This is a genomic window from Paraburkholderia kirstenboschensis (genome assembly GCF_904848585.1).
Classification (GTDB): Bacteria; Pseudomonadota; Gammaproteobacteria; order Burkholderiales; family Burkholderiaceae; genus Paraburkholderia; species Paraburkholderia kirstenboschensis.
Genome location: NZ_CAJHCR010000003.1, coordinates 416,004 through 440,009 on the forward strand (window position 1 = coordinate 416,004; position 24,006 = coordinate 440,009).

Consider the following 24,006-nt stretch of genomic DNA (forward strand, 5'->3'; position numbering starts at 1 on the left):
CACCCCTTTCGCAAACGCCCGGCCCCCGAAACACCTCAGGCCAGGACGCTCACGTTGCCAGGCATCTGCATCTCCCGATGCAGCGTTCGCCGCGGCAAACCACCTCGCTCAAGATGAATACCGCTAGCCCTACTCACGGTTGGCCCGCAAGGCTTTCCGGCATCCGCGCCAATGTGCTCGCGGGTCTGACCTCGTCGTTCGCGCTCGTTCCCGAATGCATCGCGTTCGCGCTCGTCGCGCACCTCAATCCGCTCATGGGACTGTACGGCGCATTCTTCATCTGCACGATCACTGCGCTATTCGGCGGCCGCCCAGGGATGATTTCGGGCGCGGCCGGTTCGATGGCGGTTGTTATCGTGGCGCTGGTCGTTCAGCACGGCGCGCAGTATCTGCTCACTACCGTAATACTCAGCGGCGTTCTGATGGTGCTGTTCGGCGCATTGCGGCTCGGCAAGCTGATCCGCATGGTCCCGCATCCGGTGATGCTCGGCTTCGTCAACGGACTCGCAATTGTGATTGCCACCGCGCAGCTCGCGCATTTCCGGCAGAGCACGCCGCAAGGCGAAGCATGGCTGCACGGCAGCGCTCTCGCGATGATGTGCGGCCTCGTCGCGTTCACCATGCTGATCGTTTATGTACTGCCGCGTCTCACGCGGGCAGCGCCGCCCGCGCTGGTGGCGATCGTCGGCGTGGGCGTATTTGCGCAACTGCTGCATCTGCCTACGCGCACGCTGGGGGATTTGGCGCACATCGCGGGCGGGCTGCCGAGTTTCAATCTGCCTGACGTCCCGCTGAACGTGGAGACGCTGCAAGTCGTGCTGCCGTATGCGGTCCTGATCGCGATTGTCGGTCTGCTGGAGACGCTGCTGACCTTCAATCTGACCGATGAAATCACCGGGACGCGCGGCCAGCCGAATCGCGAGTGTCTCGCGTTGGGCGCGGCGAATATCGCCTCGGGTCTGTTCGGCGGCATGGGCGGTTGCGCGATGATCGGTCAGACGATGATCAATCTGAATTCGGGGGGACGCTCGCGGCTTTCGGGCATTGTCAGCGGCGTGATGATCCTGATGTACATCCTGTTCCTGTCGCCGCTCATCGAACGCATTCCTCTTGCCGCGCTGGTCGGCGTGATGTTCGTGGTCGCGCAGCAAACTTTCGCGTGGGGTTCGCTGCGCGTGCTCGGCAAGGTGCCGCGCAACGACGCACTCGTGATCGTCGCGGTCACGCTCATCACAGTGTTTTCCGATCTGGCGATTGCCGTGTTGTGCGGCATCGTGATTGCGGCGCTCAACTTCGCGTGGCAGCACGCGCGCGAAATTCACGCGCATGTCGAAGATCGTGCCGGCGACAGAATCTATGTGCCGCGCGGCACGCTGTTTTTCGCTTCCACCACCCGTTTTCACGAGTTGTTCGATCCGCAACAGGATCCGGCGGATGTCACGATCGACTGCAGTCATCTGCTGCTCGCGGATCATTCCGCGCTCGCGGCGCTGCAGGGTCTTTACGAGCGTTATCGCAAAGCCGGCAAGCAGCTTCGCGTAAAGAACCTTTCCGAGCGCAACCAGCGCTTGTTGAGCCGCGCGGGTGTCGGGTTCGCCTGAGGGGTGGCTTGAGGGTTCTGAAGGTTCTGAGGGTTCTCTGGCCCCCGCGCTCATGCGGCGTGCTCCTGAGCGGGCACGCCAACGACATTCACTCCGCGGGCAACGTCAGGTCAGCCACCTCGCAACGCGGCCACTGGCGCAACACGTCGGGTGCCAGCAAAAGCTTCGCCGCGCGGATGCCCGCTCCCATGACGATCTGCGCACGCTGCATCACGGCGGCATCGACGAGAATGCGCCAGTCCGCCGGCAACCCGAAAGTCGTAATGCCGCCGAACTCCATTCCGCTCAGTTCTACCGCGACCTCGCGCTTGGCGAACGAGAGCCGCTGCGCGCCGAGCGCCGCCTTCACCGCGCCATTGACGTCGAGTCGCAACGACCCTAGCGAAACGAGCGCCGCGTAATGCTCGCCGCCGTCTTTCTTATAGCGCACCACGATCGTATTTGCGCAGTCTTCGAGACCAAAGCCGTAGCGCGCGCTGAATGCGGCGGTGTCCGAAGCGTCGTCGGTCACGGAAAAAACCGTTACGCCTTGCAGCGGCAACTGCGCGAGAACATGCGCGGGCAAATGCGCGGCGAGTTCTTCCGCGGGAATCACGTCCAACTGCGTTAAGGCTTCGTGCGAATGCATGGCAGTCTATAAAAGTAGATGAGGTAAGCCATCGCATTCTAGCGGCAACACGCATGGGCGCGTGGCAGAGCCGCTCGCAAACTAACGCGCTTGCTATAGTCACAGGCACAAGGTTTGCGAAAGACAGCGATACGAGGCTGCGCCTCGCTGGCCGAGCGGCTCGCGCGTGCCGGCCGGCGCCCGTACCCATCGAGACTTCGACCATGGACATCGACACGCTTTCCGCCGAGAACCTCCAGCATGCGGCTCGCAAGCAGGCCAACTGGGCAATCGGAGCGCTCAAGCAGTTCTCCGAAGACCGCTGCACGGCAATGGCAGCGAGCATTGCGTTCTACGCCGCCTTTTCTCTCGCGCCGACGCTCGTGATGGTGATCGCAGTGGCCGGCTGGTTCTTCGGCGCCGAGGCCGCGCGCGGCGAACTGTTCGACCACATTCACGGGCTGCTCGGCGACCAGGCCGCGGCGGGCGTGCAGACCATCGTCGAGAACGCGCACCACAGCGGCAGCGCGGGCGGCGTCGCGGCCATCATCTCGTTTTCGATGCTGGCGATCGGCGCGTCAGCCACTTTCTCGTCGCTCAACAGCGCGCTCAACGTCGTATGGCCGAACACGGGTCCACGCACATCGAGTGTGATCGCACTGGTGCGCGTGCGGCTGATCTCGTTCGGGCTCGTGCTCGGCGTCGCCTTTCTGCTGATCGTCTCTCTCGTGCTCGATACGGTGATCACGTTCATCGGCAAATGGCTGTGGGGCGACTCGCCGTATGTCGTGATCGGCAATCTGCTGCAACTCGGCGTGGGTTTGCTGGTGCTCGCGTTTGCGTTCGCCGGCTTGCTCAAATTCCTGCCGGACGCGAAGGTGCGTTGGCGCGACGCGCTGGTCGGCGGGATCGTCGCGGCGGTGCTGTTTTCGGCCGGCAAGAAGCTGTTCGCGCTGTATCTCGCGCATGCCGGCATGGCAAGCTCGTTCGGCGCGGCGGGTTCTCTCGCCGTACTGCTGATGTGGCTGTATTTTTCGGCCGCCGTGCTGCTGCTCGGCGCTGAGTTTTCGGCCGCGCGGGGCCGACTTAGCGACCCGCGCGGCGGCTGGGGCATGCAAGGCGACTCGCCGCCGGGCAGCCGCGCGAAACTCGCGTCGGTGTTGGCGGCGTCGACGGTTCCGGCAAACGCGGCCTTGCACGCCGACGCCGATGCGTTCCGCAGCGACGCGCCGACGGCTGCCCTCGGCACCGCCCACGCGGAAACGGGAGCCGCAGGATCGGCGGCTTACGACCCACGGCGCTTGCAACTACGTAAAAAGGCGTCGGCGCGCGCGACCGCGCTGAACGTCGGACGCTCGGTGATATCGGCGGAAGCCCAGGCGACCCATCTCGCCGCGGTCACGTTACTCGGGGCTAGCCGCAAAGCGGTCCAGGCAGATCGCTACGTGCGCGAGCATCCGTGGAAATCGGTAGCACTGGCCGCGGCCGCCGGCCTCGCGGCGGCCACCATCGCGCGTCACAACCGTGACGACGACATCGCGCAAAAGTAGGCAACGGCTGCGGCCACCGTTTTGCCCCTCGATGGTGCGCGTTGATCACAATCGGCGGAACATGTCTAGTCCGCTTTTCGGCGGAGGCGCGCCTCGCCCGCCAGCACCCACTCCAAAACCCTTAGTCCGCGCTTAGACGACTTCATTACAGATTACTTACGCATAAATGCTGAAACGGCCCGTTCTGATTGGGTCTCAGTCAACAAAACAACAATAATGCGAATGCAACGAATCAATATTGCGAAAAAAGAAACAATCCCGAACCCGCTTTAAATACAAGGCTTTGCGACGATTGTCGGTTTTTGGCGACACTCTTTTTTTTCCAGTTCTTACCGATTGACGCCCTGAGCTATTCTCCTTTCCGCAACAAGTAAACTAATCATCTGCGTGGAGAAATGGATGAAACGAATCGCACTGTCTACCCTCTCGCTGGCGCTTCTTGGCGCCACCGGCGCCGCACATGCTCAAAGCAGCGTGACCCTGTATGGCTTGATCGATGAATCGATCCAGTTCGCGCACAACACTGTCGACGCGACGGGCAAAAACACGAACCAGGTGGGCCTGGTCGCTGGCAACCTGCAGGGCAGCCGTTGGGGCTTGAAGGGTACGGAAGATCTGGGCGGCGGTCTGAAGGCGATTTTCCAGTTGGAAAACGGCTTTGATCCGAACAACGGCCGTCTGAACCAGGGCGGTCGCCTGTTCGGTCGTCAGGCGTATGTCGGCTTGACCGGCGATCAGTGGGGTACGTTCACGTTGGGTCGCCAGTACGACCCGCTGGTCGATCTGGTTCAACCGCTGACGGGTGACAACTTCTTCGGTTCGACGTTCACGACGCCGGGCGACGTGGACAACAACGACAACTCGTCGCGTACGAACAGCGCCATCAAGTACACCTCGCCGGTGTGGGGCGGCTTCCAGTTCGAAGGTATGTACGCACTTGGCGGCGTCGCCGGTCAAACGGGTTCGGGCCAGTCCTGGGCGGGCGCTGCAACGTACGGAACGGGTCCGTTCAGCATTGCAGCCGGCTACTTCCACATGAGCAACGGCAACACGCTGGCTAGCCGCACGGCTGGCACGCCGCCGACGGCTGGCTGGAATGGCAGCACGTCGGACGGCACGTTCGACAACCAGGTCAACGGCGCATACGCCGCGGCCAAGTCGATCGGCATCGCTTCGGTTGCTGTTCAATACGTGGCAGGCCCGTTCACGGCCAACCTGCGCTACAGCAACGCACAGTACAAGCCGGACGCGTTCTCGGGCTTCGGTTCGACCCAGAAGTACAACGTCGGCGGCGCATACCTGGGCTACCAGGCAACGCCGGCACTGCTGGTTGGCGTTGGCTACATCTACACGAAGTCTAGCGGCGACGCGAGCGCAACGTACCACCAGGTTTCGCTGGGCGGCGACTACAACCTGTCGAAGCGCACGGACGTCTACCTGGTCGGTGCTTACCAGCACGCCAGCGGCGATCAGCGCGCTTCGAACGGTTCACTGGTCAGCGCAGGCGCGGCAATCGGTTCGTACGGCTACAACTCGGCTTCGAGCTCGCAAGAGATCGTCAGCCTGGGCATCCGCCACAAGTTCTAATCGAGCTTGACGGACTGCTGAAGCTTACGCAGTTCAAAACCAGCCACGGGCGAAAGCCGGTGGCTGGTTTTTTTTCGCCCGTTGCTTTTGGCCAAGGTCATCAAGGGTCGAGCGGCACACCAAAAAGAAAAGGCCGCCGACGCACCCGCAAAGCGAGCTTGTGACGACCTCTACTTCGATTAAATCGCCCGCTATGAGCCGCGCCGATTCCGGCACGCTGGCGTAAGCAAACGCTATATTCCTCGACGGCTACCTGCGCTGCGCCTTGCCCTTTTCCGCCTGCGCCAAAGTCTGCGCGGGCTTGACGTCGAGATCATGTTCGATGCCGTCGGCACCCACCGGCGCGCGGTGCATCACAAGCGCGCGCTCGCGCTGCAGCATCGGCACGTTGGGCGATTCCTGCCAGTCGGGATCGGGGATCTCGCCGAACACTTGACGCAGCCGCTCGCCCCACGTGCGATGAATCATCTCGAAGTAAGCGTTGTCGTGATCGATCGACACAAAACGCGTGACACGCAGCGAATCCTTCTCATAGACCAGCAGATCGAGCGGCAGTCCGACCGACAGGTTCGAGCGCAACGTCGAGTCCATTGAAATGAGCGCGCACTTTGCGGCTTCGTCGAGCGGCGTGGATGGCGTGAGCACCCGGTCGATAATCGGCTTGCCGTATTTCGCCTCGCCGATCTGAAAATACGGGTTGACCGCGGAGGCCTCGATGAAGTTGCCCGCCGCATAGATCATGAACAGCCGCGGCCGGTTGTCGGCAATCTGACCGCCGAGAATAAAGCTGCAATTGAAGTCGACGCCGAATTCCTGCAGCGCTTCCGCCTCCCGCTGATGCACGCAACGCACCGCGCGGCCGATCACACGCGCCGCGTCAGCCATGGTCGGCGCGCTCCAGAGCGTGGGCTGCGTCGGATCGCTCGGCTCCGACAGTTCGTGCAACACGGCCTGCGTAAGCGACAGATTGCCTGCGCCCAGCAGCACCAGCATGCGCTCACCCGGCTGCTCGAACACCGACATCTTGCGGGCGGTGCTGATGTGGTCGACGCCCGCATTGGTCCGCGTGTCCGAAAGGAACACGAGGCCCTCGTCGACGGACATCGCTACACAGTAAGTCATAAGAGAGGATACCCGCGAAAAACGACTGAACGGCGCTATTGTAATGCGGCGCGGATGCGCCTCTATACCGTATTACGGCCCCGGCGGGTTTGTTCTTGATAGTGGCGAACACTGGCACGAGCGGACAGCCGCGGTGGGCGCTACGCGAAACGTCACGCGTGAAAGCGCAGGCGCTCGACAAGCGCCCGCACAAAAGAGACTCGTGTACCCGGCAGTCGCGGACCTAACGCTAACGCGGGCGAATGCAGCCTACACCGCCAGCTTCCGCACGCTGCCGTGCCCTGCCGCAATCTACTGCGACATCTGCGCGCTGACCGTCACGGAAACTTCCAACTCTTCTTCCCTGCCGCCGATCCGCCGGCCGCGCACCGGCGCCGCGGCCTCGTAGTCGCGCGCGACCGCCAGCCGGCAGTAGATTTCGCTCGCGAAGGCCGCATGCGTGACGTCGATCGAGACCCAGCCCGTGCCGTCTAGCCACACGTCTACCCATGCATGGCTCGCCGCATGCGGCACGTCGCCAGGCTCGATATAGCCGCTCACGTAGCGCGCCGGAACGCCGCGCGCGCGGCAGCATGCGAGCATCAGATGCGCATGGTCCTGACAGACACCGTTGCCGAGCGCGAGCGCCTGCGCCGCCGTGCTGGTGACCTCGGTGATGCCGGGGTGGTACTGCACGCGCTCCACGATCCGCTCGGACAGCGCGATCAGACCCGCCGAACTGGTGAGGCTCGGGACTGCCCCCGCCAGTTCGCGGATCGCCGCGTCCGCTTCGGTCAGACGCGTCGCGCAGGTGAAGTGCTCGAGCGGAATCGGGCCGACGTCGTCGAGCAGGCGGCCGTCGAGCAGCGCAATCGTCTCGACCTCGCCCGACACCTGCAGCCGGATCTCGCTGTGCGGCTTGTTGATGACGAGCGTATGCAGCGCGTTGCCATAGGCGTCGAAGGTCGCGTCGAGCTTGCCCGGCGTGTCGATACTCCAGCGCCGCACCATCTGCGAAGCGCCGTTGGCCGGCGTCAGCCGCAATTGCTGGATCGAATAATGGACAGTCGCTTCGTAACGATAGGACGTGTCGTGGCGGATCGTCAGATACATAAGCACTCCGTCAGGCGACTGGCAGCATGAGATAAGTACGCGCGACGAGATTGCCCAGCTCGAACACGCGAGCGAGGAACTGCGTCAGGTAGGCGTGCAGGCCGGCTTCGAAGATCTGCCGGATGTCGGAGTACAGCAGTTCGGCACGCAGCTTGCCGGCAAAACGCTCGCACTGGTTCGAGCCGGACGTTCGCAGCATCGCCAGATTCGCGCAGACCCCTTCGAGCGAAGCCAGCAGCGAACGCGGCATCTGCTGGTTCAGGATCATCAGTTCGACCACGCGGGCCGGCGTGACGACATCGCGATACACCTTGCGGTAAATTTCCAGCGCGGACACAGAGCTCAGTATCGAAGTCCAGTAATAGAAGTCTTCGAGCTGACGCGCGGCGTCGCGTGAATTCGGCTCGACGTCGGCAAAGCGCACGTCGAGAATGCGCGCGGTGTTGTCGGCGCGCTCCAGAAAAGTACCCAGCTGCGTGAAGAAAAACGCGTCGTCCTGCAGCGCCGTGCCGATCGTCACGCCGCGCGAAAGATGCGAACGGAACTTCACCCACTCGAACAACGCGCCCGGATTGGCGGCCGCCTGGCCAGACGAAATGCGCTCGTGGAATTCGAGCCACGTATCGTTGATGGTCTCCCACCATTCGGTCGTCAACGTACCGCGCACGGCACGCGCGTTTTCGCGCGCCGCCTGCAGGCACGAGTGGATGCTCGAAGGGTTGTTCGCGTCCGCCACCATGAAGTCGAGCACGTGTTCGCGCGTCGGCTCGTCGTAGCGTTGCGCGAACGCCGTTTCGAGTTCGGAAATGCGCAGCACCGAACGTTGCGCGCGCGCCTCCTGCTCGGGTGTCTGCGGCAGCAGAAGCGCCTTCAGGTTGATGTCGAGCATGCGGGCGGTGTTCTCCGCGCGCTCCATGTAGCGGGCCATCCAGAAAAGGTGATCGGCGGTGCGGCTTAACATGACGGCGTTCCGTATCTGATGACGCGAAGCTATATGAAGTGAAAAGCTCGCGCTGGTTATCCGTATGCGCCGGCGGCTTCCTGATAAATGCCCCGGCGCGCTGGGTTGCGGGCGCGGTGGTTGCAGCCGCGCAGCAACTGCGTCAGTCGACCATCCACGTGTCCTTGGTCCCGCCTCCCTGCGACGAATTGACGACGAGCGAGCCTTCCTGCAACGCGACGCGAGTGAGTCCGCCCGCAACCATCGTGACGGTCTTGCCCGACAGCACGAAGGGACGCAGATCGATATGGCGCGGCGCGATGCCGGCCTCGACAAACGTGGGGCAAGCGGACAGCGCCAGCGTGGGTTGAGCGATATAGCCCGCTGGCCGCGCGATCAGACGCTCGCGAAACGCTTCGATTTCGGCCTTCGTCGAAGCAGGTCCGACAAGCATGCCGTAGCCACCCGCGCCGTGTACTTCCTTCACGACCAGTTCCGGCAGATGCGCAAGCGTGTACGCCAGATCGTCCGGCTTGCGGCACTGGAACGTGGGAACGTTGTTCAGAATCGGCTTCTCGCCCAGGTAGAACTCGATCATTTCCGGCACATACGGATAGATCGATTTGTCGTCGGCGATGCCCGTGCCCATCGCGTTCGCGAGCGCGACGCGTCCCGCGCGATACGCGGTCAAGAGGCCAGGCACGCCGAGCGCCGAATCGTTACGGAACGCTAGCGGGTCAAGAAAATCGTCGTCCACGCGGCGATAGATCACGTCCACACGCTTCGGTCCCTGCGTCGTGCGCATGAACACATAGTTGTCGTCGACGAAAAGATCTTTGCCTTCCACCAGTTCGACACCCATCTGCTGCGCGAGGAACGTGTGCTCGAAATACGCGGAGTTGTACATGCCCGGCGTGAGTACCACCACGACCGGATCGTCGACGCCTTCGGGCGCCACCGAGCGCAGCGTATCGAGCAGAAGATCGGGATAATGCGCGACCGGCGCAATGCGGTTCTGTACGAAAAGCTCGGGAAAAAGCCGCATCATCATCTTGCGGTTCTCGAGCATGTACGACACACCCGACGGCACCCGCAGATTGTCTTCGAGCACGTAGAACTCGCCTTCGTCGCCGGCGCGCACCACGTCGACACCGGCAATGTGCGCGTAAACACCGAGCGGCACATTCACGCCCTGCATTTCCGGCCGATATTGCGCGTTGGTATAAACCTGTTCAGCGGGAACGATGCCGGCGCGCACGATCTTGCGATCGTGGTACACGTCGTGGATGAACAGATTGAGCGCCCGGACCCGCTGACGCAGACCCGCTTCGAGCGTCTTCCATTCGCTGCGCGGAATGATGCGTGGAATCAGGTCGAAGGGAATTAGCCGCTCGGTTCCCGACAGGTCGCCGTTCACCGCAAACGTAATACCGACCCGGCGAAACAGCAGGTCCGCTTCGGCACGCTTGCGTGCGATCGCTTCGTTTCCCTGCTTCGAGAGCCACCGTTCGAAGCGCGCGTAGTGTGGCCGCACGGCATCGTCATGATGACGCATCTCGTCATAGCATCGCATGTCACGCCCCGCTCTTGTTGTCGGATAGAAGGCGAATGCGCTGCGCATTCGGTGTTCGATATTCGTTCAAGCAAGCGCTATGCCATTCGGCTTTTAGCGCGTGAAACCGCAGACGTGCACACGAACAGCGCATAGCGGGGCGGAGGGTCTCGTTGTCATCGTACTGCGGCAGCACACGATGCGCTAGTACAGTGCACGCACGCATTGCCGATGCACCGCGTCGCGCTTTCGGGCGCCTGCGGCGCGCAAAAACGGGCGCAAAAAAATCCCCGTGGATTTTCATCCACGGGGATTCATACGACTTGCAGAGCGGAATTGCAGTGCGCGAGGCCCGGAGGTCAACCAGGGCGAACTGTGGTCAACCGCCTCGCCGACGCACGATGCGCAATTAGCCTGCTGCAGCGTCCTTCAGCTTCTTCAGCGGGCGTGCCTTGATGCGCACGCTAGCCGGCTTGGCCGGGAACCAGCGCTCTTCGCCCGAGAACGGGTCTTTGCCGAAGCGCTTTTTCTTGGCCGGCACAGCTTGCACGACGATCTTCAGAAGACCCGACAGCGTGAATTCGCCAGCGCCCTTCTTGTGAACTGCGCCGAGGATCGTGTCTTCGAGCGCGGCCAGGACGGCCTTCGCAGCCTTCGGTTCCACAGCGGCGCGTTCAGCAACGTGTGCAGCCAGCGAGGCCTTCGTGAAGGTGTCCTTGATCGGCGACGGTGCGCTGGACGCCTTCACGGCGACCTTCTTAGCTGCGGCAGCTTTCTTCGCAGGGACTTTCTTTGCAGCAACCTTCTTGGTCGGTACCGGGGCAGCAGCCTTCTTGGCCACCTTTTTTGCGGAAGTCGGCATGTTTCTCCTACCTGTTGTGGTCAGTGAATTGCACGAAGCGCATACGGTATGTGCACGCTTCAACGCCGGATTCTACAAGCGCTAATGCGATTTGCGCGACTCTTTTATGTATAACAGCGCAGGTTTGTTGCGCGGCGCAGACTGCGCGACACGTTTTGATGCTTGTTTCAGGGGGTAAACTGGTTCAGCGGGTCCGGCAACACCGACACGTAAGTTGCGTTACAAGCGGTTTCAGTGCGTGTATAGCGGCACATTCTGCACGGCACGATGGATCGACGCGTGCCATCGCCTGGTCGTTTTTAGCGCCGCTCACACCGCGTTTCGATGTGCATTGGACGGCGCTGGCCTTATCTTCGATTCGCGACGTAACAGGCAACGGTGCTTCGGGTAACTCCGCATTGGCCGCGCCGCGTGAATCTTTGCAGCCATCGCGTCACATCCGCAGTCTCATTTCCCGGGCTATGAAGCGAGGCCCGCGAGGATGCCCGCAAGCTTCTTGAGCGACGTGTCGATATGTTGCTCGGCAATGTTGCCGTAGCCGAAAATCAGACCGGCCTGCGGTTTAACGCGCTGATAAAACGGCGCGAGTCCATAGAGACCGATTGACGCCTCGCGCGCGGCCATCACCACTGCCTGCTCCGTCAGCGGCGCTCGCAGGCGCGCCGCCATGTGGATGCCGGCGGTCGGCACGATCGGCTCGAACCAGGGTGAAAGACCTCCTTGCAGATGTTCGAGCAGTCGCGCGCGCCGCGCCGCGTAGGTCTTGTGCATGCGCCGCAAGTGCTTGGCGAAATCGCCGTTGAGCATGAACGACGCAAGCGCGGTTTGGGTGAGCGTGCAGCCGTGCCAATCCGCAATCTGCCGCGCCTTGTAAAGCGGCCCGTAAAGCGACGCGGGGGGCACCACGTAGCCGACCCGCAACTCGGGAAAGATAGTTTTCGAAAACGTGCCTACGTATGCAACCAGGCCGGCACGGTCGAGGCTTTTCAACGGCTCCATCGGCCGGCCTTCGAAACGGTACTCGCAGTCGTAATCGTCTTCGATGATTACGGCACCGCGCTTCTGCGCCCATTCGAGCAGTTCGACGCGACGCTCGAGACTCATCGGCATGCCCAGCGGAAACTGATGCGACGGCGTCACGTAGACCAGCCGCGCGTTCTCCGGCAGCTTGCCGACGATCAAACCTTCACGGTCGACGGGCACGTGCGCCACACGCGCACCGGTCGCCGTGAAGCACGCGTGCGCCGGCGGGTAACCGGGATCTTCGATGGCCGCGACTTCGCCCGGGCCGAGCGTCACACGCGCGAGCAGGTCGAGCGCGTGCTGCGCGCCTTGCGTGACGATCACCTCTTCCCAGTTGCTCGACACCGCCCGGTTGAACGCGAGGTAGCGTGCGATCGCGAGACGCAACTCCTGTTCGCCGGCCGCGTCGCGATAGGTCCCCTGTCCGCGCGCCTGCGCACGCAACGCGTGATTCACACAGCGGCGCCAGACGTCGAATGGAAACAGTGTCTTGTCGGTGGCGCCGCCGACGAAATCGTATGGCGACGGCACCGATGGCCGCGGCACCGGCAAGCTGTCGGGCATCCGCTCCCACAGCGGTTGTGCGCGCGCGGCGTCCCGCCTGTCCTTCGCACGTTCGCGCGACGAATCCGCCACGCGCGCATGCGGCGAGCGCTCCACCGGCAAGCGCTCAAGACCGTCGGCGACGAACGTGCCCGATCCGGCCCGCGCGGTGAGATAGCCTTCGGAGAGAAGCCGCTCGAACACGTCGAGCGTGGTCTTGCGCGACACGCCCAACTGCGTCGCGAGATCGCGCGTGGACGGCAAGCGCGTGCCGCCGGCAAGACGCCCTTCGAGTATGCCGGCTCGCAACTGTCGATAAATCTGTCCGGACAGATCGTGATGCCCTTCTACGGCGATGTGGATTTCCATTTGACCGGCTACCTGAGATGTCCGCGCCATGATACTTCGGCGAGGCCAAACGGCAGCCGCAAACTGAACCCATCGCGTTCCGGCGAGCTCGCTTATTCCGTCACCGCGCCGCCGGGCGTAGCAGACCGCGTTGCGCCGTCGCGCGCCTCGTCGCTGCATCGCTGATGTTCACGCGACAGTTTGCGCATCAGCGGCAACAGCAGTACCGCGACGAGCGCACCCGCGGCGGCAAGCCAGCCGAGACCGGTGAAGAGCTTCGTATAAAGCGGCAACGACACGAGCGGGTCCATGTCGCCGGCCGGCATCTGCGCGAAATTCGCGACCACGCTGCCCAGATACTGCGACACACCGGTTGCGACGAAGTACGCGCCCATCATGAAGCCGCTCATGCGAGCGGGTACGTAGCGGGCGATCATCGCGAGGCCCAGGCCGCTCACCAGCAGTTCGCCGAGCGAATACAGGCCGTAGCCGCCGACCATGAACCACGACGACACGCGTCCGTTCACAGCAGACTGACCGCTTGCCGCATAGACGAAGAAGCCGGCCGCCACCACCGCGAAGCCGAACGCGTATTTGACCGCGACCGGGACGTCGTTGCCGCTCTTCGCGAGCCGCGTATAAAGCAGCGCAAGCAACGGGCTCAGCAGCATGATCCAGATCGGATTGAGCGCCTGGAATTGCGCCGCGCTCCACGTAAAGAGCGTCATGCCGAACAGCGAGAACCGCGGATCGACATTGCGCAGCGCGAACAGCGTGAGCGACGTGGACATCTGCACATAGAACACGAAGAACAGAATCACCTGAGCCGTGAGGATCAACGCAGCCACGAGACCCGCACGCTCCGAGCGTTCGCACTTGAGCAGCATATAGCCGAAAATAGCCAGAATCGCGACGCCCGCCGCGTACACGCAGGCGACCGCGATCGCCTTGTGCTGCAGCACGAACATGGTCGCCGCGCCCAGTGCGATGCCACCAGCCGCGACCGCGCAGACGCGCCGCCAGCGTACCGGCTCGGCGTCCGGCGCGGAGCCGATATGCGCGAGCGTGCGAAACATCACGAAGTAGTTCGCCACCGACAACAGCATCCCCGCGCAGCAGACGCCAAAGGCCGTATGCCAGCCCCAATGATCCTTGATCCACGGTGTGGCGAGCATGGACACCGTCGAGCCGATATTGACCGCCATGTAGTAAATCGTGAACGCGCTGTCGATGCGCGCGTCGTCGCCTTCATAGATGCGCCGCACGAGATTGGCCGCGTTCGCCTTGAAAAGACCGTTGCCCACGACGATCACGCCAAGCGACGCGTACATGAACGCAAGCTGGTCGTTGGGCAGCGCCAGCATCAGATAACCGGCGGCCAGCACCACGGCGCCGAAAATCATCGTGCGGCGCGCGCCCAGAATCTTGTCGCCGATCCAGCCGCCTATAGACGGCGACGCGTAGACGAGCGCGGTGAACGCGCCCCACGTGAGCGTCGCGTGGCTGTCCGCAAAGTGCAGCTTGTCGATCATGAACAGCACGAGCAGCGCGGCCATGCCGTAGTAGCCGAAACGTTCCCACATCTCGATCAGGAAGACCGTCGAAAAGGAACGCGTCTGCGAAACATGCGCGCCAGCGCGTTTGGATAAATCCATCATTACCTCTTGCTTGAAACAGTTGTGTGCGGCGGCGAGAACTTGTTAGTCGCCGCGAACCATCGAATTGCGGAAAACGGCCCGACGGCCAGGAGTTATCGGCCCAGGCGTTTGGGCTTGCATCTCGCTAGCCCATACTTGGGGATTCGGGAGCGGCATCAACCTGGCTCGCGCGGTCGCGCGTGCGTGAGTGGATGCATGAGTCCGCGCCTGAGTACATGCCCAAGTACATGCCCATGTGCGTACGCGGAGATTGTCCTTCGTGTCATGCCTTTGTCGTCTTGATATTCAATTTGCATAGCGTTGCAAACGGCCGAAGCCTGGCGCGATCCTGGAGGAAGAGACGCTCGGCTTTCGCGGCGTCATCGGTCAAATTGGCCGGAGGTCGTGTGGCTTCTGGCAACATAGCGTGCTGTCTTGAAAAATGCGGCGCGTATCCAACCGGGGCTCCAGGCCCGCAGTCCCGGCAAGGCGTCATCAAACCATATTTGTATATATCAAACAAATTTTGACGGGCTAATTTCCTCCTGCTATGGTCACGACAATTCATAAGAGCAATGCGGCACTCGAAATAGGCAGCAAGATCCGCGCGTTGCGGCAACGACTCAAGCGAACGCTGGACGACACGGCAACCGCGGCGGGAATTTCCAAGCCGTTTTTGTCGCAGGTGGAGAGAGGTTTGGCGTCGCCCTCCATCACGTCGCTTGCCGGTATCGCTCACGCGCTGGGAGTGACGGTGCAGTATTTCGTCGACACGCCTAGCGAAGAGCGGTCCGTGAGCCGCGGCGATCAGTTGAAGTTTTTCGGTTTCGCGGACTCGGCCAATCTGTTTGCCCGATTGACCAATGTGACGGGCGGCCGTCAGCTCGAGGCGATCCTCGTGAGAATGCCGCCGGGGCAAAAGCGCTCGGAAGTCACGACGCATGCCGGTGAAGAGTTCATGTATGTGATCGACGGCGAAGTGTCGTTGACGCTGGAAGGCAAGACGTTTGTGCTGCGCGCGGGAGACCGCGCGCATTACGAATCGACGGTGCCGCACAGCTGGGTGAACACCGCTCGCGTGGAGTCGGTGGTTGTCTGGGTCGGCACACCGAGACTGTTTTAAAGAAGCGGGCTACTTTTCCGGTTCATCCGGCAGGGACAGCCTGCATTACCAAATGTAAGGATTCCTGCATGTCGGACAAACAACAAGGGCCGCCCCGGCCCGAATAAGACAGATAGCCGGGCGCTCCCGCGTCAGCGCGTTTCTCTCTCGACCTTTCCTGCGATTCTGAACCGATGAAAACCCCGTTTGCCTATGCGACGGCGCTGAGCGCGCTCGTCCTTACATTTGCCTCTTCCGCGTTTGCCGTCACGGTGCCGCCCGGCGTCACGCTCGCCGCCAGCCAGGAGATCACCCGCCAGGTGCCGGCGGAAACCGAATCGCTCGACCCCGCTCATATCGAATCGTGGACCGGCAACACCATTGCGCTCGACCTGTTCGAGGGCCTCACGCGCATCGACGCGGCCGGCGCGGTCGTCCCGGGCGTCGCGCAATCGTGGACGCGCACCGCGCCCGACACCTGGGTCTTCAAGCTGCGTCACGACGCGCGCTGGAGCAACGGCCAGCCGGTCACGGCGGCGGACTTCATTTACGCATGGCAACGCGTGCTCGATCCGAAAACCGGCTCGAAATATACGGTGTTGGTCGAATTCGTGAAGAACGCGAAGGCAATCCTCGCGGGCAAGGCACCGCTCGCGAGCCTCGGCGCGCGAGCCGTCGATCCGTACACGCTCGAAGTCACCACCGAAGTGCCTGCGGCCTTCTTCCCGCAACTCGCCGCGATGCCGACCATGGCGCCGGTCAACCGCGACGTCGTGGCGAAGTTCGGCGGCGAGTGGACGCGGCCGGGCAACTTCGTCGGCAACGGGCCTTATACGCTCGCCGACTGGCAACCCAACAACCGTCTCGTCGGCGCGAAGAGCAAAACCTACTGGAACGCGAGCAAGGTCGCGATCACGAAAGTGACCTATCTGCCGATCGAAAACGATGAAACGGCCATGCGCATGTATCAGGCCGGCCAGTTCGATTACACGTATTCGATTCCGTCGGGCATCTATGCACAAGTGAGCAAGCAGTTCGGCCCCGAGCTCAAGACCGGCCTGCAAATCGCGACTTACTACTACAGCCTGAACAACGAAGACCCGCTCTTCAAGGACAAGCGTGTGCGTCAGGCGCTTTCGATGGTGCTCGACCGCGATCTGCTGACGCAGCGCCTGACCGCCGACGGCGAGTTGCCGATGTACGGCCTCATCTCCAAGGGCACACAAGGCGCGGCTGTATTCAAGCCGGACTGGGCAGGCTGGCCGATGGCAAAGCGCGTCGACTACGCACGTAATCTGTTGAAGAGCGCCGGCTATTCCGACGCGAAGCCGCTCACTTTCACGCTTACGTACAACACGAACGACCTGCACAAGAAGGTTGCGCTTTTCGCGACGTCCGAATGGCGTACCAAGCTCGGCGTGACCACGAAGCTCGAAAACGTCGAATACAAGGTGTTGCTCAAGCAGCGGCATGACGGCAAGGTGCAGGCCTCGCGCGACGGCTGGTTCGTCGACTACAACGACGCGATGTCGTACTTCGACCTGATCCGCTGCAACAGCGTGCAGAACGATCAGCGCTACTGCAATCCGCAAGTGGACAAGATCGTCGACGAAGCCAACCAGCAACTCGACGACGCAAAGCGCACCGAGCTTCTCACGAAGGCGCATGACACGGCAATGAACGACTACCCGATGGTGCCGCTCTTCCAGTACTCGGCGGTACGGCTCGTGAAGCCGTATGTGGGCGGCTATACGTCGACCAACTACGTCGATCAGCGCGCCACGCAAGACATGTATCTGATCAAGCACTAAGCGCGGAGCACCGACATGCTGGCCTATACGCTGCGCCGCACGCTCTGGGCGATCCCGACGATTCTCGCCGTGATCACCGCGTGCTATCTGCTGCTGCATCTCACGCCGGGCGGGCCATTCGACACCGAGAAGCAACTCTCGGCAGCCGTACTCGCGAATCTCAACGCCAAGTATCACCTCGACGAACCGTTGTGGCTGCAGTACCTCCACTACCTCGGTTCGCTGCTGCACGGCGATCTCGGGCCGTCGTTCCGCTACGCCGACTGGTCGGTCAACGACCTCGTGTGGAAAGCGCTGCCGGTGAGCCTCGGCGTGGGCGGCGTGTCGGTGCCGATAGCAGTCGTAATCGGCGTCACGCTCGGCACGCTGGCGGCCGTGCGCCGCGACCGTTTCGTCGATCACGCGGTGATGGTGCTCGGCAATATCGGCAACGTCGTGCCGCCGTTCGTGCTCGGGCCCGTGCTCGTGTGGATCTTCGCGATTCTGCTGAAGACTTCGGAAGGCCATGGCTGGCTGCCCGCGGGCGGCTGGGGCGAAGGCGAATGGCGCTATCGCGTGCTGCCGATCGTGCTGCTCACGTTCATCAACGTAGCTGCGATTGCGCGGGTGATGCGCGGCAGCATGATCGAAGTGCTGTCGGGCAACTTCATTCGCACGGCGCGCGCGAAAGGCTTGCCGGGCCGCACGATCGTGTTGCGTCACGCGCTAAAGCCGGCGCTGATGCCTGTCGTGTCGCTGCTCGGCTCGGTCTGCATTTCGTCGATCACGGCGGCTGTCGTGACCGAGTCGGTATTCGCACTGCCGGGGCTCGGTCAACTGGTGGTGAACGGCGCGATCAATCGCGATTACACGCTCGTGCTCGGCCTCGTCGTGCTGACTACCGCCGTTGCGGTGCTTTTCAATCTGCTGGTCGACCTCGCATATGCGTGGCTCGATCCGCGCATCCGGTACTGATCATGGCCCGCTCCATTCAATCGACTGCCGCGGCGCTCGATCCGCTCGCGGCCATTGCCAGTGCGCCGCGTTCGCGCGGCCCGCTCGCTACCGCCGCCGCGCGCTTCGTGCGCAACCGGGCGGCATTCACCGGTTTTATCGTGCTGTTGTTGATCGTGGTCGCGTGCGTGGCCGGTCCGTGGCTGCTGCCCAACGGTCCTGTCGACAGCGACTGGTCCGCGATCAGCCTGCCGCCCACGTTGCAAAACATGCACTGGTTCGGCACCGACGAACTCGGCCGCGACCTGCTCGCGCGCACGCTGCAAGGCGGACGCGTTTCGCTCGAAGTCGGCCTGCTCGGCACGCTCGTGTCGGGACTGATCGGCGTTGCATATGGCGCGACCGCGGGTTATCTCGGCGGCCGCGTGGATGCGGTGATGATGCGCATCGTCGACATGATGTACGCGATTCCCTACATGCTGATCGCCATTCTGATGATGACGATGTTCGGCCGCGCGTTCTATCTCGTCGTGCTGACCATCAGCGCGTTTTCGTGGCTCGACATGGCGCGCGTGGTGCGCGGGCAGACGCTGTCGCTGCGCTCGCGCGAGTTCATCGACGCGGCCAGAGCCATCGGCGTGAGTTCGAGATCGATCATCGCGCGTCATATCGTGCCGAATCTGTTCGGCGTCGTGGTGGTGTACGCGAGCGTGACCGTGCCCAACATCGTGCTGACGGAGTCGGTTTTGTCGTTCCTCGGCCTCGGTGTGCAGGAGCCGATGACCAGCTGGGGCGTGCTGATTCAGGACGGCGCGCAGAAGCTCGAATCCATGCCCTGGCTTCTGCTATGCCCGGCCGTGATGCTATGCGTGACGCTCTACTGCGTGAATTTTGTCGGCGACGGTTTGCGCGACGCTTTCGATCCGAAGGACCGCTGACATGCCGCTACTCGAAGTCAAAGACCTGAGCGTGCGCTTCACGCGCCGCGAAGGCGCACCGGTCGACGCGGTGCAACGTGTGTCGTTTTCGCTCGAAGCGGGCCGCACCCTCGGCATTGTCGGCGAGTCCGGATCAGGCAAGAGCCAGACGGTAATGGCATTGCTCGGCCTCCTCGCTGGCAACGGCAAGGTGTCCGGCGAAGCGCTCTATCGCGGCGAAAACCTGCTTGCGATGAACGAAGCGGCGCTCAACAGAATCCGCGGCGACCGCATCGGCATGATCTTTCAGGACCCGATGACCTCGCTCAATCCGTTCCTGACCATCGAGCGGCAAATGACCGAGACGCTGCAACTGCATCGAAAGATGTCGCGCCGCGACGCGCGCCGCCGTGCAATCGAAGCGCTAGAAGCGGTGCGCATTCCCGATGCCGCGCGCCGCATCGGCATGTATCCGCACGAGTTTTCCGGCGGCATGCGGCAACGCGTGATGATCGCAATGGCGCTGCTCTCCGAGCCCGAAATCCTGATCGCCGACGAACCCACCACCGCGCTCGACGTGACCGTGCAGGCGCAGATCATCGAGTTGCTGCGCGAACTGAACCGGGAGCGCGGCACGGCGATCATCCTGATCACGCACGACATGGGCGTCGTCGCGGGCCTCTGCGACAACGTGATGGTGATGTACGCCGGCCAGACCGTCGAACAGGCGAGTGCCGCAGCGCTCTTCGCCGCGCCCACGCATCCGTACACGCGCGGGCTGCTCAACGCATTGCCGCGCCTCACCGACAGCCCGGACGACGACCGTCCGTTGCAAACCATTCCAGGCAATCCGCCGCTGCCAGGCGAAGTCGGCGCGGGTTGCGCGTTCGCGCCGCGCTGTGCGTATTGCAGCGATCAGTGCCGCGAGTCGCGTCCTGCGCTCATCGCGGCGGATGGCTATCCGGAAGCACTGCGCGCCTGCCATCGTCCGGTGGGAGAAATACTCGAGGCACAACACGTATGAACGCGACTTCCATTGCAAGCGGCGAAGCAACGACCTTGCTCTCGGTCGAGCAACTCAAGGTGCAATTCGGTGTGCCACGCGGCGGCTACCCGTGGTCGGGCAAGACGACACTGCGGGCCGTGGACGGCGTGTCGTTCAGCGTGCGGCGCGGTGAGACGGTCGGCCTCGTCGGCGAATCGGGTTGCGGCAAGTCGACGCTCGCGCGCGCGATCATCGGGCTCGCGCCGATCGCAAGCGGCAGCGTGCGCTGGCTCGGTAAAGAAACCGTGTTACCCGACGCGCGCCGCGATACGACGCTGTTGCGCCGTGACGTGCAAATGATTTTCCAGGACCCGCTCGCATCGCTCGATCCGCGCATGACGATCGAACAGATCGTCGCCGAACCGTTGCTCACGCACGGCAAGGACATCGCGCGCGCCGACGTGCAGCGCCGCGTACTGACCATGCTGGAGCGCGTCGGACTGAACGCGCAGCATCTGCGCCGCTATCCGCATGAGTTTTCGGGTGGCCAGTGTCAGCGTGTGGGCATTGCGCGCGCGTTGATCGGCGAGCCGCAACTCGTGATCTGCGACGAACCGGTATCCGCACTCGACGTGTCGATCCAGGCGCAGATCGTGAACCTGTTGCGCGATCTGCAACGCGAGTTGTCGCTGTCGCTACTGTTCGTCGCGCACGATCTCGCGGTCGTCAAGGCAATCAGCCATCGCGTGCTCGTGATGTACCTGGGACGCGTGATGGAGTTCGGCGACAAGCGCGATGTCTACGGCACGCCGCGCCATCCGTACACGCGCGCTTTGCTGTCCGCTGTGCCGGTGCCCGATCCGGCGATTGAGCGCGCGCGCCGCCATCTGCTGTTGCGCGGCGAAATCGCTTCGCCGCTGAACCCGCCGTCGGGCTGCGCGTTCCGCACACGGTGCCCGGACGCGATCGACGCTTGTGCGGCTCAGATTCCCGAACCCGTGACGCACGGCGCGAACGCGACACGTGTGGCGTGCATCCGCGTTAGCAACGACTAGATCCCGGACGCTTTAACCAGCGGCCCCACATTCACCGGCGCGGCGTTCACGCCACGCCGTGGGATTCGCTCGTCATGTCATCAGCATGACGAGCGATCAGCATGGACTGGCTAAGCGCCAGCCAAAGTTTCAATAACAACTGTCGAGACATTCCCAATGAAACATAACCCAACAAAAAACCGGTCAAAAAAGTCCGGACTCACTGCCGCGATTTGCTGTGCAATTACCCTCCCCGCCATGGCCGTTGCCGCGAATGCGTACGCTGACGACAGCGTAGCGCAGCCCTCGACCGGCACGGCTAACTCTCCGACTGCCGCGCAAACGTTGTCGTCGCCCGCGCAAGTGTCGCAGGCTCAGCCTGCGAACAAGCGGCGCGCGGATCAGGGCGGTCAGATTCGTAACGATCAACCGGACACGACGAACGCCATCGTCAACGCCGAGGCCTCGCAAACCGTCACACCGCCCACGCCGCCATCGAGCCAGGCGGCGAGCAAAGGCTTCATCGCGGATAGCCATCTGAACCTGCAATTCCGCAATTACGCCGACTACTTCGAGGCGCCGACCACGATCTACCGCCATGCGTGGGTGCAAGGCATGCAGGCCAACTATGAATCCGGCTTCACTCAGGGCCTGATTGGCTTCGGCGTCGACGCGTCGCTGTTCGCGGCGCTGAAACTCGACGGCGGCAACGGCGCGGGCAACATGGTGCACGTTGGGAAAAGCGGCGGCGGGTCGGAGCAACTTGCGTGGGCGTACCCGGGCATGTACGACATCAAAGGACGCATTTCAGAAACCGTCGTGAAATACGGTCTGCAGGACGTGACGAATCCGTTTCTCGAACCGCACGACAACCGCGCGCTGCCGCCGACCTTCCTCGGCGTATCGCTCGTCAGCAACGATCTTGCTCACACTACCCTCGAGGCCGGCAGCTTCACCAAGGTCAATGCGCGCGGTCACACGAATCTGAGTAATCTGACCACGTCGTATGGCGGCACGCGCATCGACCGGCTGACCTATCTCGGCGGCACCTGGCACTACGCGAAGAACGGCGAGATGGCCCTCTACGTCGATCAAGCCGACGACGTCTGGCGCCAGTACTACGGCTCGGTCGCGCAGTCGTTCGGCGATCCGACCACGATCAAATGGAGCGGGCTCGCCAATATCTACTCGACGCACGACACGGGCGCATCGCGTCAGGGGCACATCAACAGCAACGCGTACAGCGTGTCCGTGTCCGCGCAACACGGCCCGCATGCGCTGCTGCTCGGTTATCAGCAAATACTAGGCGACCAGTTCTTCGACTACGTGAACGAAACCAACGGCATCTACCTGACGAACTCGATGGACGTCGACTACAACGCGCCGCATGAACAATCGCTGCAATTGCGCTATACGTTCGACGGAAAGTACGCGGGCGTGCCGGGACTGAAGGCGATGTTCTGGGGCGCGTATGGTTGGGGCGCAGATGGGTCGGCGGGTGCTGCGGAAAACGCGTCGCCGTCAGCCGCGCTGCACGATCTCTACTGGAAGAACGGAGAGCCGGTGCACGGCCATCATCACGAGTTCGGTTTCATTCCGAGCTATACGCTGCAAAGCGGCCGCTTCAAGGACACCAAGGTCACGTTCATCGCGATGTGGCACAACGCCAGCTATCACTACTCGGACGGTAACAACATGGAATACCGTCTCGTCGTCAACGTGCCCGTGAAGGTCTTTTAGGCGCTGCGTTCGTGGCCAATGCAAAGGCGTCGCGTTGCGCGGTTCGCGAGCGACGCCTTTCATAGCGCGCCTGGGCCGCTTATTCCTGGTCCGAGCCCGCAATGCGCGCACTGGTCATGGCGCGCGAGAGGCCATGCATGGGCCGTCGCAGCGCGACATCGAACGGATTGGTTTGCGGGCCGATCGCTTCCGCCTGACGGCGCAGCAGTTCGACGACCATGGGTAAGCGGTCGTCGCTCAAACGCGCCGCCAGCGTGCCCACGCTCAATGCCGCGACCGCCACGCCGGCGCGGTCGAGAATCGGCACAGCCACGCCTGCCATGCCGTCGAGTACGCCGCTATTGCGGCCCGCGTATCCCAACTGCCGCACGCGTTCAATTTCGGTGCGCAAGTACACTTCGTCCAGCACGCCATAGCCGCGAATCCGCGGCACATTGAAGCGAATGATTTCCTCGCGCTCCGCCTCGGGCAGGAACGCGAGAATCGCGAGACTTCCCTGCCCCACGCCCAACGCCACGCGTCCGCCAATATCGCCAGTGAACGAGCGAATTGGAAACGGCCCCTCGCAGATGTCGAGACACACCGCGTCGAAACTGCTTTTGACGAGCAGGAAGATCGTGTCGCCAAGACTCGCGCAAAGCCTCAACAACGCGGGGCGGCATAACGTGCGCATGCCGCTCGGGTTTCCTGCTTGTGCCGCGAGCGCGAAAAAATTCACGCTAAGGCGGTAAAGCTTCGAATTTTCATCCTGTTCGACGATGCCTTCCGCGATCAGCGCATGCAGGATGCGATGCACCGTGCCCTGCGTCAGGCCTACCGCTTTCGCGAGACGCGTGACGCGACCGCCATCGGGCTGCGCTTCCGACAGCGCGCGAATCACGGCGAAAGCGCGTTCCAGCATGCCCGTGCCTGGCGCCGCGCCGGTTTCGGCGGTTTCCGGGGCCTTGCTCCTGGTATCTCGCCTGGCGGCAGCATTCATGTGTTTGGCCCGTTTGTATTTCAATGACCGGAATACTATAA

19 protein-coding genes are annotated in these 24,006 nt (G+C 62.7%); 10 read left to right on the forward strand and 9 right to left on the reverse strand.

Annotation, left to right across the window (positions count from 1 at the left end; translation table 11 throughout):
* Window positions 1-113 precede the first annotated feature (113 nt).
* Window positions 114-1,601: a SulP family inorganic anion transporter gene (locus tag JMY24_RS11690; RefSeq protein ID WP_201702172.1), complete on the forward strand. Its 1,488-nt coding sequence runs from the start codon at window positions 114-116 to the stop codon at window positions 1,599-1,601.
* Between the two features lie 88 nt (window positions 1,602-1,689).
* Here the strand turns inward: JMY24_RS11690 and JMY24_RS11695 are convergent, their stop codons facing one another.
* On the reverse strand, window positions 1,690-2,229 hold the full coding sequence (locus tag JMY24_RS11695; RefSeq protein ID WP_128596407.1) for a YbaK/EbsC family protein: 540 nt from the start codon (window positions 2,227-2,229) through the stop codon (window positions 1,690-1,692).
* A gap of 203 nt (window positions 2,230-2,432) precedes the next feature.
* On the opposite strand from JMY24_RS11695, the gene JMY24_RS11700 reads away from it, so the two are divergent.
* Window positions 2,433-3,758 carry a YihY/virulence factor BrkB family protein gene (locus tag JMY24_RS11700; RefSeq protein WP_201702079.1) on the forward strand — a complete coding sequence of 442 codons (1,326 nt, stop codon included), beginning with the start codon at window positions 2,433-2,435 and terminating at the stop codon, window positions 3,756-3,758.
* Window positions 3,759-4,157: 399 nt separating this feature from the next.
* Window positions 4,158-5,345 (forward strand): porin, encoded by a 1,188-nt coding sequence (locus JMY24_RS11705; protein ID WP_128587883.1) that lies wholly within the window; start codon window positions 4,158-4,160, stop codon window positions 5,343-5,345.
* 249 nt (window positions 5,346-5,594) lie between these two features.
* On the opposite strand, the gene JMY24_RS11710 is transcribed toward JMY24_RS11705, so the two are convergent.
* The 7 genes from JMY24_RS11710 to JMY24_RS11740 form a co-directional block, all read right to left on the reverse strand.
* A complete protein-coding gene (locus JMY24_RS11710; RefSeq protein WP_128596406.1) occupies window positions 5,595-6,467 on the reverse strand; it encodes a proteasome-type protease in 873 nt (290 codons plus the stop codon).
* 291 nt (window positions 6,468-6,758) lie between these two features.
* Window positions 6,759-7,559 (reverse strand): transglutaminase family protein, encoded by an 801-nt coding sequence (locus JMY24_RS11715; RefSeq protein ID WP_201702080.1) that lies wholly within the window; start codon window positions 7,557-7,559, stop codon window positions 6,759-6,761.
* Between the two features lie 10 nt (window positions 7,560-7,569).
* Window positions 7,570-8,520 carry an alpha-E domain-containing protein gene (locus JMY24_RS11720; protein ID WP_128590836.1) on the reverse strand — a complete coding sequence of 317 codons (951 nt, stop codon included), beginning with the start codon at window positions 8,518-8,520 and terminating at the stop codon, window positions 7,570-7,572.
* 142 nt (window positions 8,521-8,662) lie between these two features.
* The gene (locus JMY24_RS11725) at window positions 8,663-10,072 is read right to left on the reverse strand and encodes a circularly permuted type 2 ATP-grasp protein (RefSeq protein WP_128590837.1); all 1,410 of its coding nucleotides are present in this window, start codon (window positions 10,070-10,072) and stop codon (window positions 8,663-8,665) included.
* A gap of 388 nt (window positions 10,073-10,460) precedes the next feature.
* Entirely contained in the window at window positions 10,461-10,913 is a 453-nt protein-coding gene (locus JMY24_RS11730) for an HU family DNA-binding protein (RefSeq protein ID WP_128590839.1), read from the reverse strand.
* 459 nt (window positions 10,914-11,372) lie between these two features.
* The gene (pdxR, locus tag JMY24_RS11735; RefSeq protein ID WP_128596405.1) at window positions 11,373-12,848 is read right to left on the reverse strand and encodes a MocR-like pyridoxine biosynthesis transcription factor PdxR; all 1,476 of its coding nucleotides are present in this window, start codon (window positions 12,846-12,848) and stop codon (window positions 11,373-11,375) included.
* Between the two features lie 92 nt (window positions 12,849-12,940).
* On the reverse strand, window positions 12,941-14,485 hold the full coding sequence (locus JMY24_RS11740; protein ID WP_413231244.1) for a peptide MFS transporter: 1,545 nt from the start codon (window positions 14,483-14,485) through the stop codon (window positions 12,941-12,943).
* Between the two features lie 529 nt (window positions 14,486-15,014).
* On the opposite strand from JMY24_RS11740, the gene JMY24_RS11745 reads away from it, so the two are divergent.
* The 7 genes from JMY24_RS11745 (at window position 15,015) to JMY24_RS11775 (ending at window position 22,986) form a co-directional block, all read left to right on the forward strand.
* A complete protein-coding gene (locus JMY24_RS11745) occupies window positions 15,015-15,587 on the forward strand; it encodes a helix-turn-helix domain-containing protein (RefSeq protein WP_201702081.1) in 573 nt (190 codons plus the stop codon).
* A gap of 173 nt (window positions 15,588-15,760) precedes the next feature.
* Window positions 15,761-17,377 carry a peptide ABC transporter substrate-binding protein gene (locus tag JMY24_RS11750; protein WP_128596402.1) on the forward strand — a complete coding sequence of 539 codons (1,617 nt, stop codon included), beginning with the start codon at window positions 15,761-15,763 and terminating at the stop codon, window positions 17,375-17,377.
* A gap of 15 nt (window positions 17,378-17,392) precedes the next feature.
* The gene (locus JMY24_RS11755) at window positions 17,393-18,331 is read left to right on the forward strand and encodes an ABC transporter permease subunit (protein WP_128596401.1); all 939 of its coding nucleotides are present in this window, start codon (window positions 17,393-17,395) and stop codon (window positions 18,329-18,331) included.
* Window positions 18,332-18,333: 2 nt separating this feature from the next.
* Window positions 18,334-19,248 (forward strand): ABC transporter permease, encoded by a 915-nt coding sequence (locus JMY24_RS11760; protein WP_201702083.1) that lies wholly within the window; start codon window positions 18,334-18,336, stop codon window positions 19,246-19,248.
* A gap of 1 nt (window position 19,249) precedes the next feature.
* Window positions 19,250-20,251, forward strand: coding sequence for an ABC transporter ATP-binding protein (locus JMY24_RS11765; RefSeq protein ID WP_128596399.1), 1,002 nt, complete (start codon window positions 19,250-19,252; stop codon window positions 20,249-20,251).
* Window positions 20,248-21,267: an ABC transporter ATP-binding protein gene (locus JMY24_RS11770; protein ID WP_128596398.1), complete on the forward strand. Its 1,020-nt coding sequence runs from the start codon at window positions 20,248-20,250 to the stop codon at window positions 21,265-21,267. Before JMY24_RS11765 ends, JMY24_RS11770 begins: the two co-directional genes overlap by 4 nt.
* 156 nt (window positions 21,268-21,423) lie before the next feature.
* Complete coding sequence (locus tag JMY24_RS11775; protein ID WP_128596397.1) at window positions 21,424-22,986, forward strand: OprD family outer membrane porin; 1,563 nt, start codon at window positions 21,424-21,426, stop codon at window positions 22,984-22,986.
* Between the two features lie 79 nt (window positions 22,987-23,065).
* On the opposite strand, the gene JMY24_RS11780 is transcribed toward JMY24_RS11775, so the two are convergent.
* Window positions 23,066-23,965, reverse strand: coding sequence for an IclR family transcriptional regulator (locus JMY24_RS11780; RefSeq protein ID WP_201702085.1), 900 nt, complete (start codon window positions 23,963-23,965; stop codon window positions 23,066-23,068).
* Window positions 23,966-24,006 lie beyond the last annotated feature (41 nt).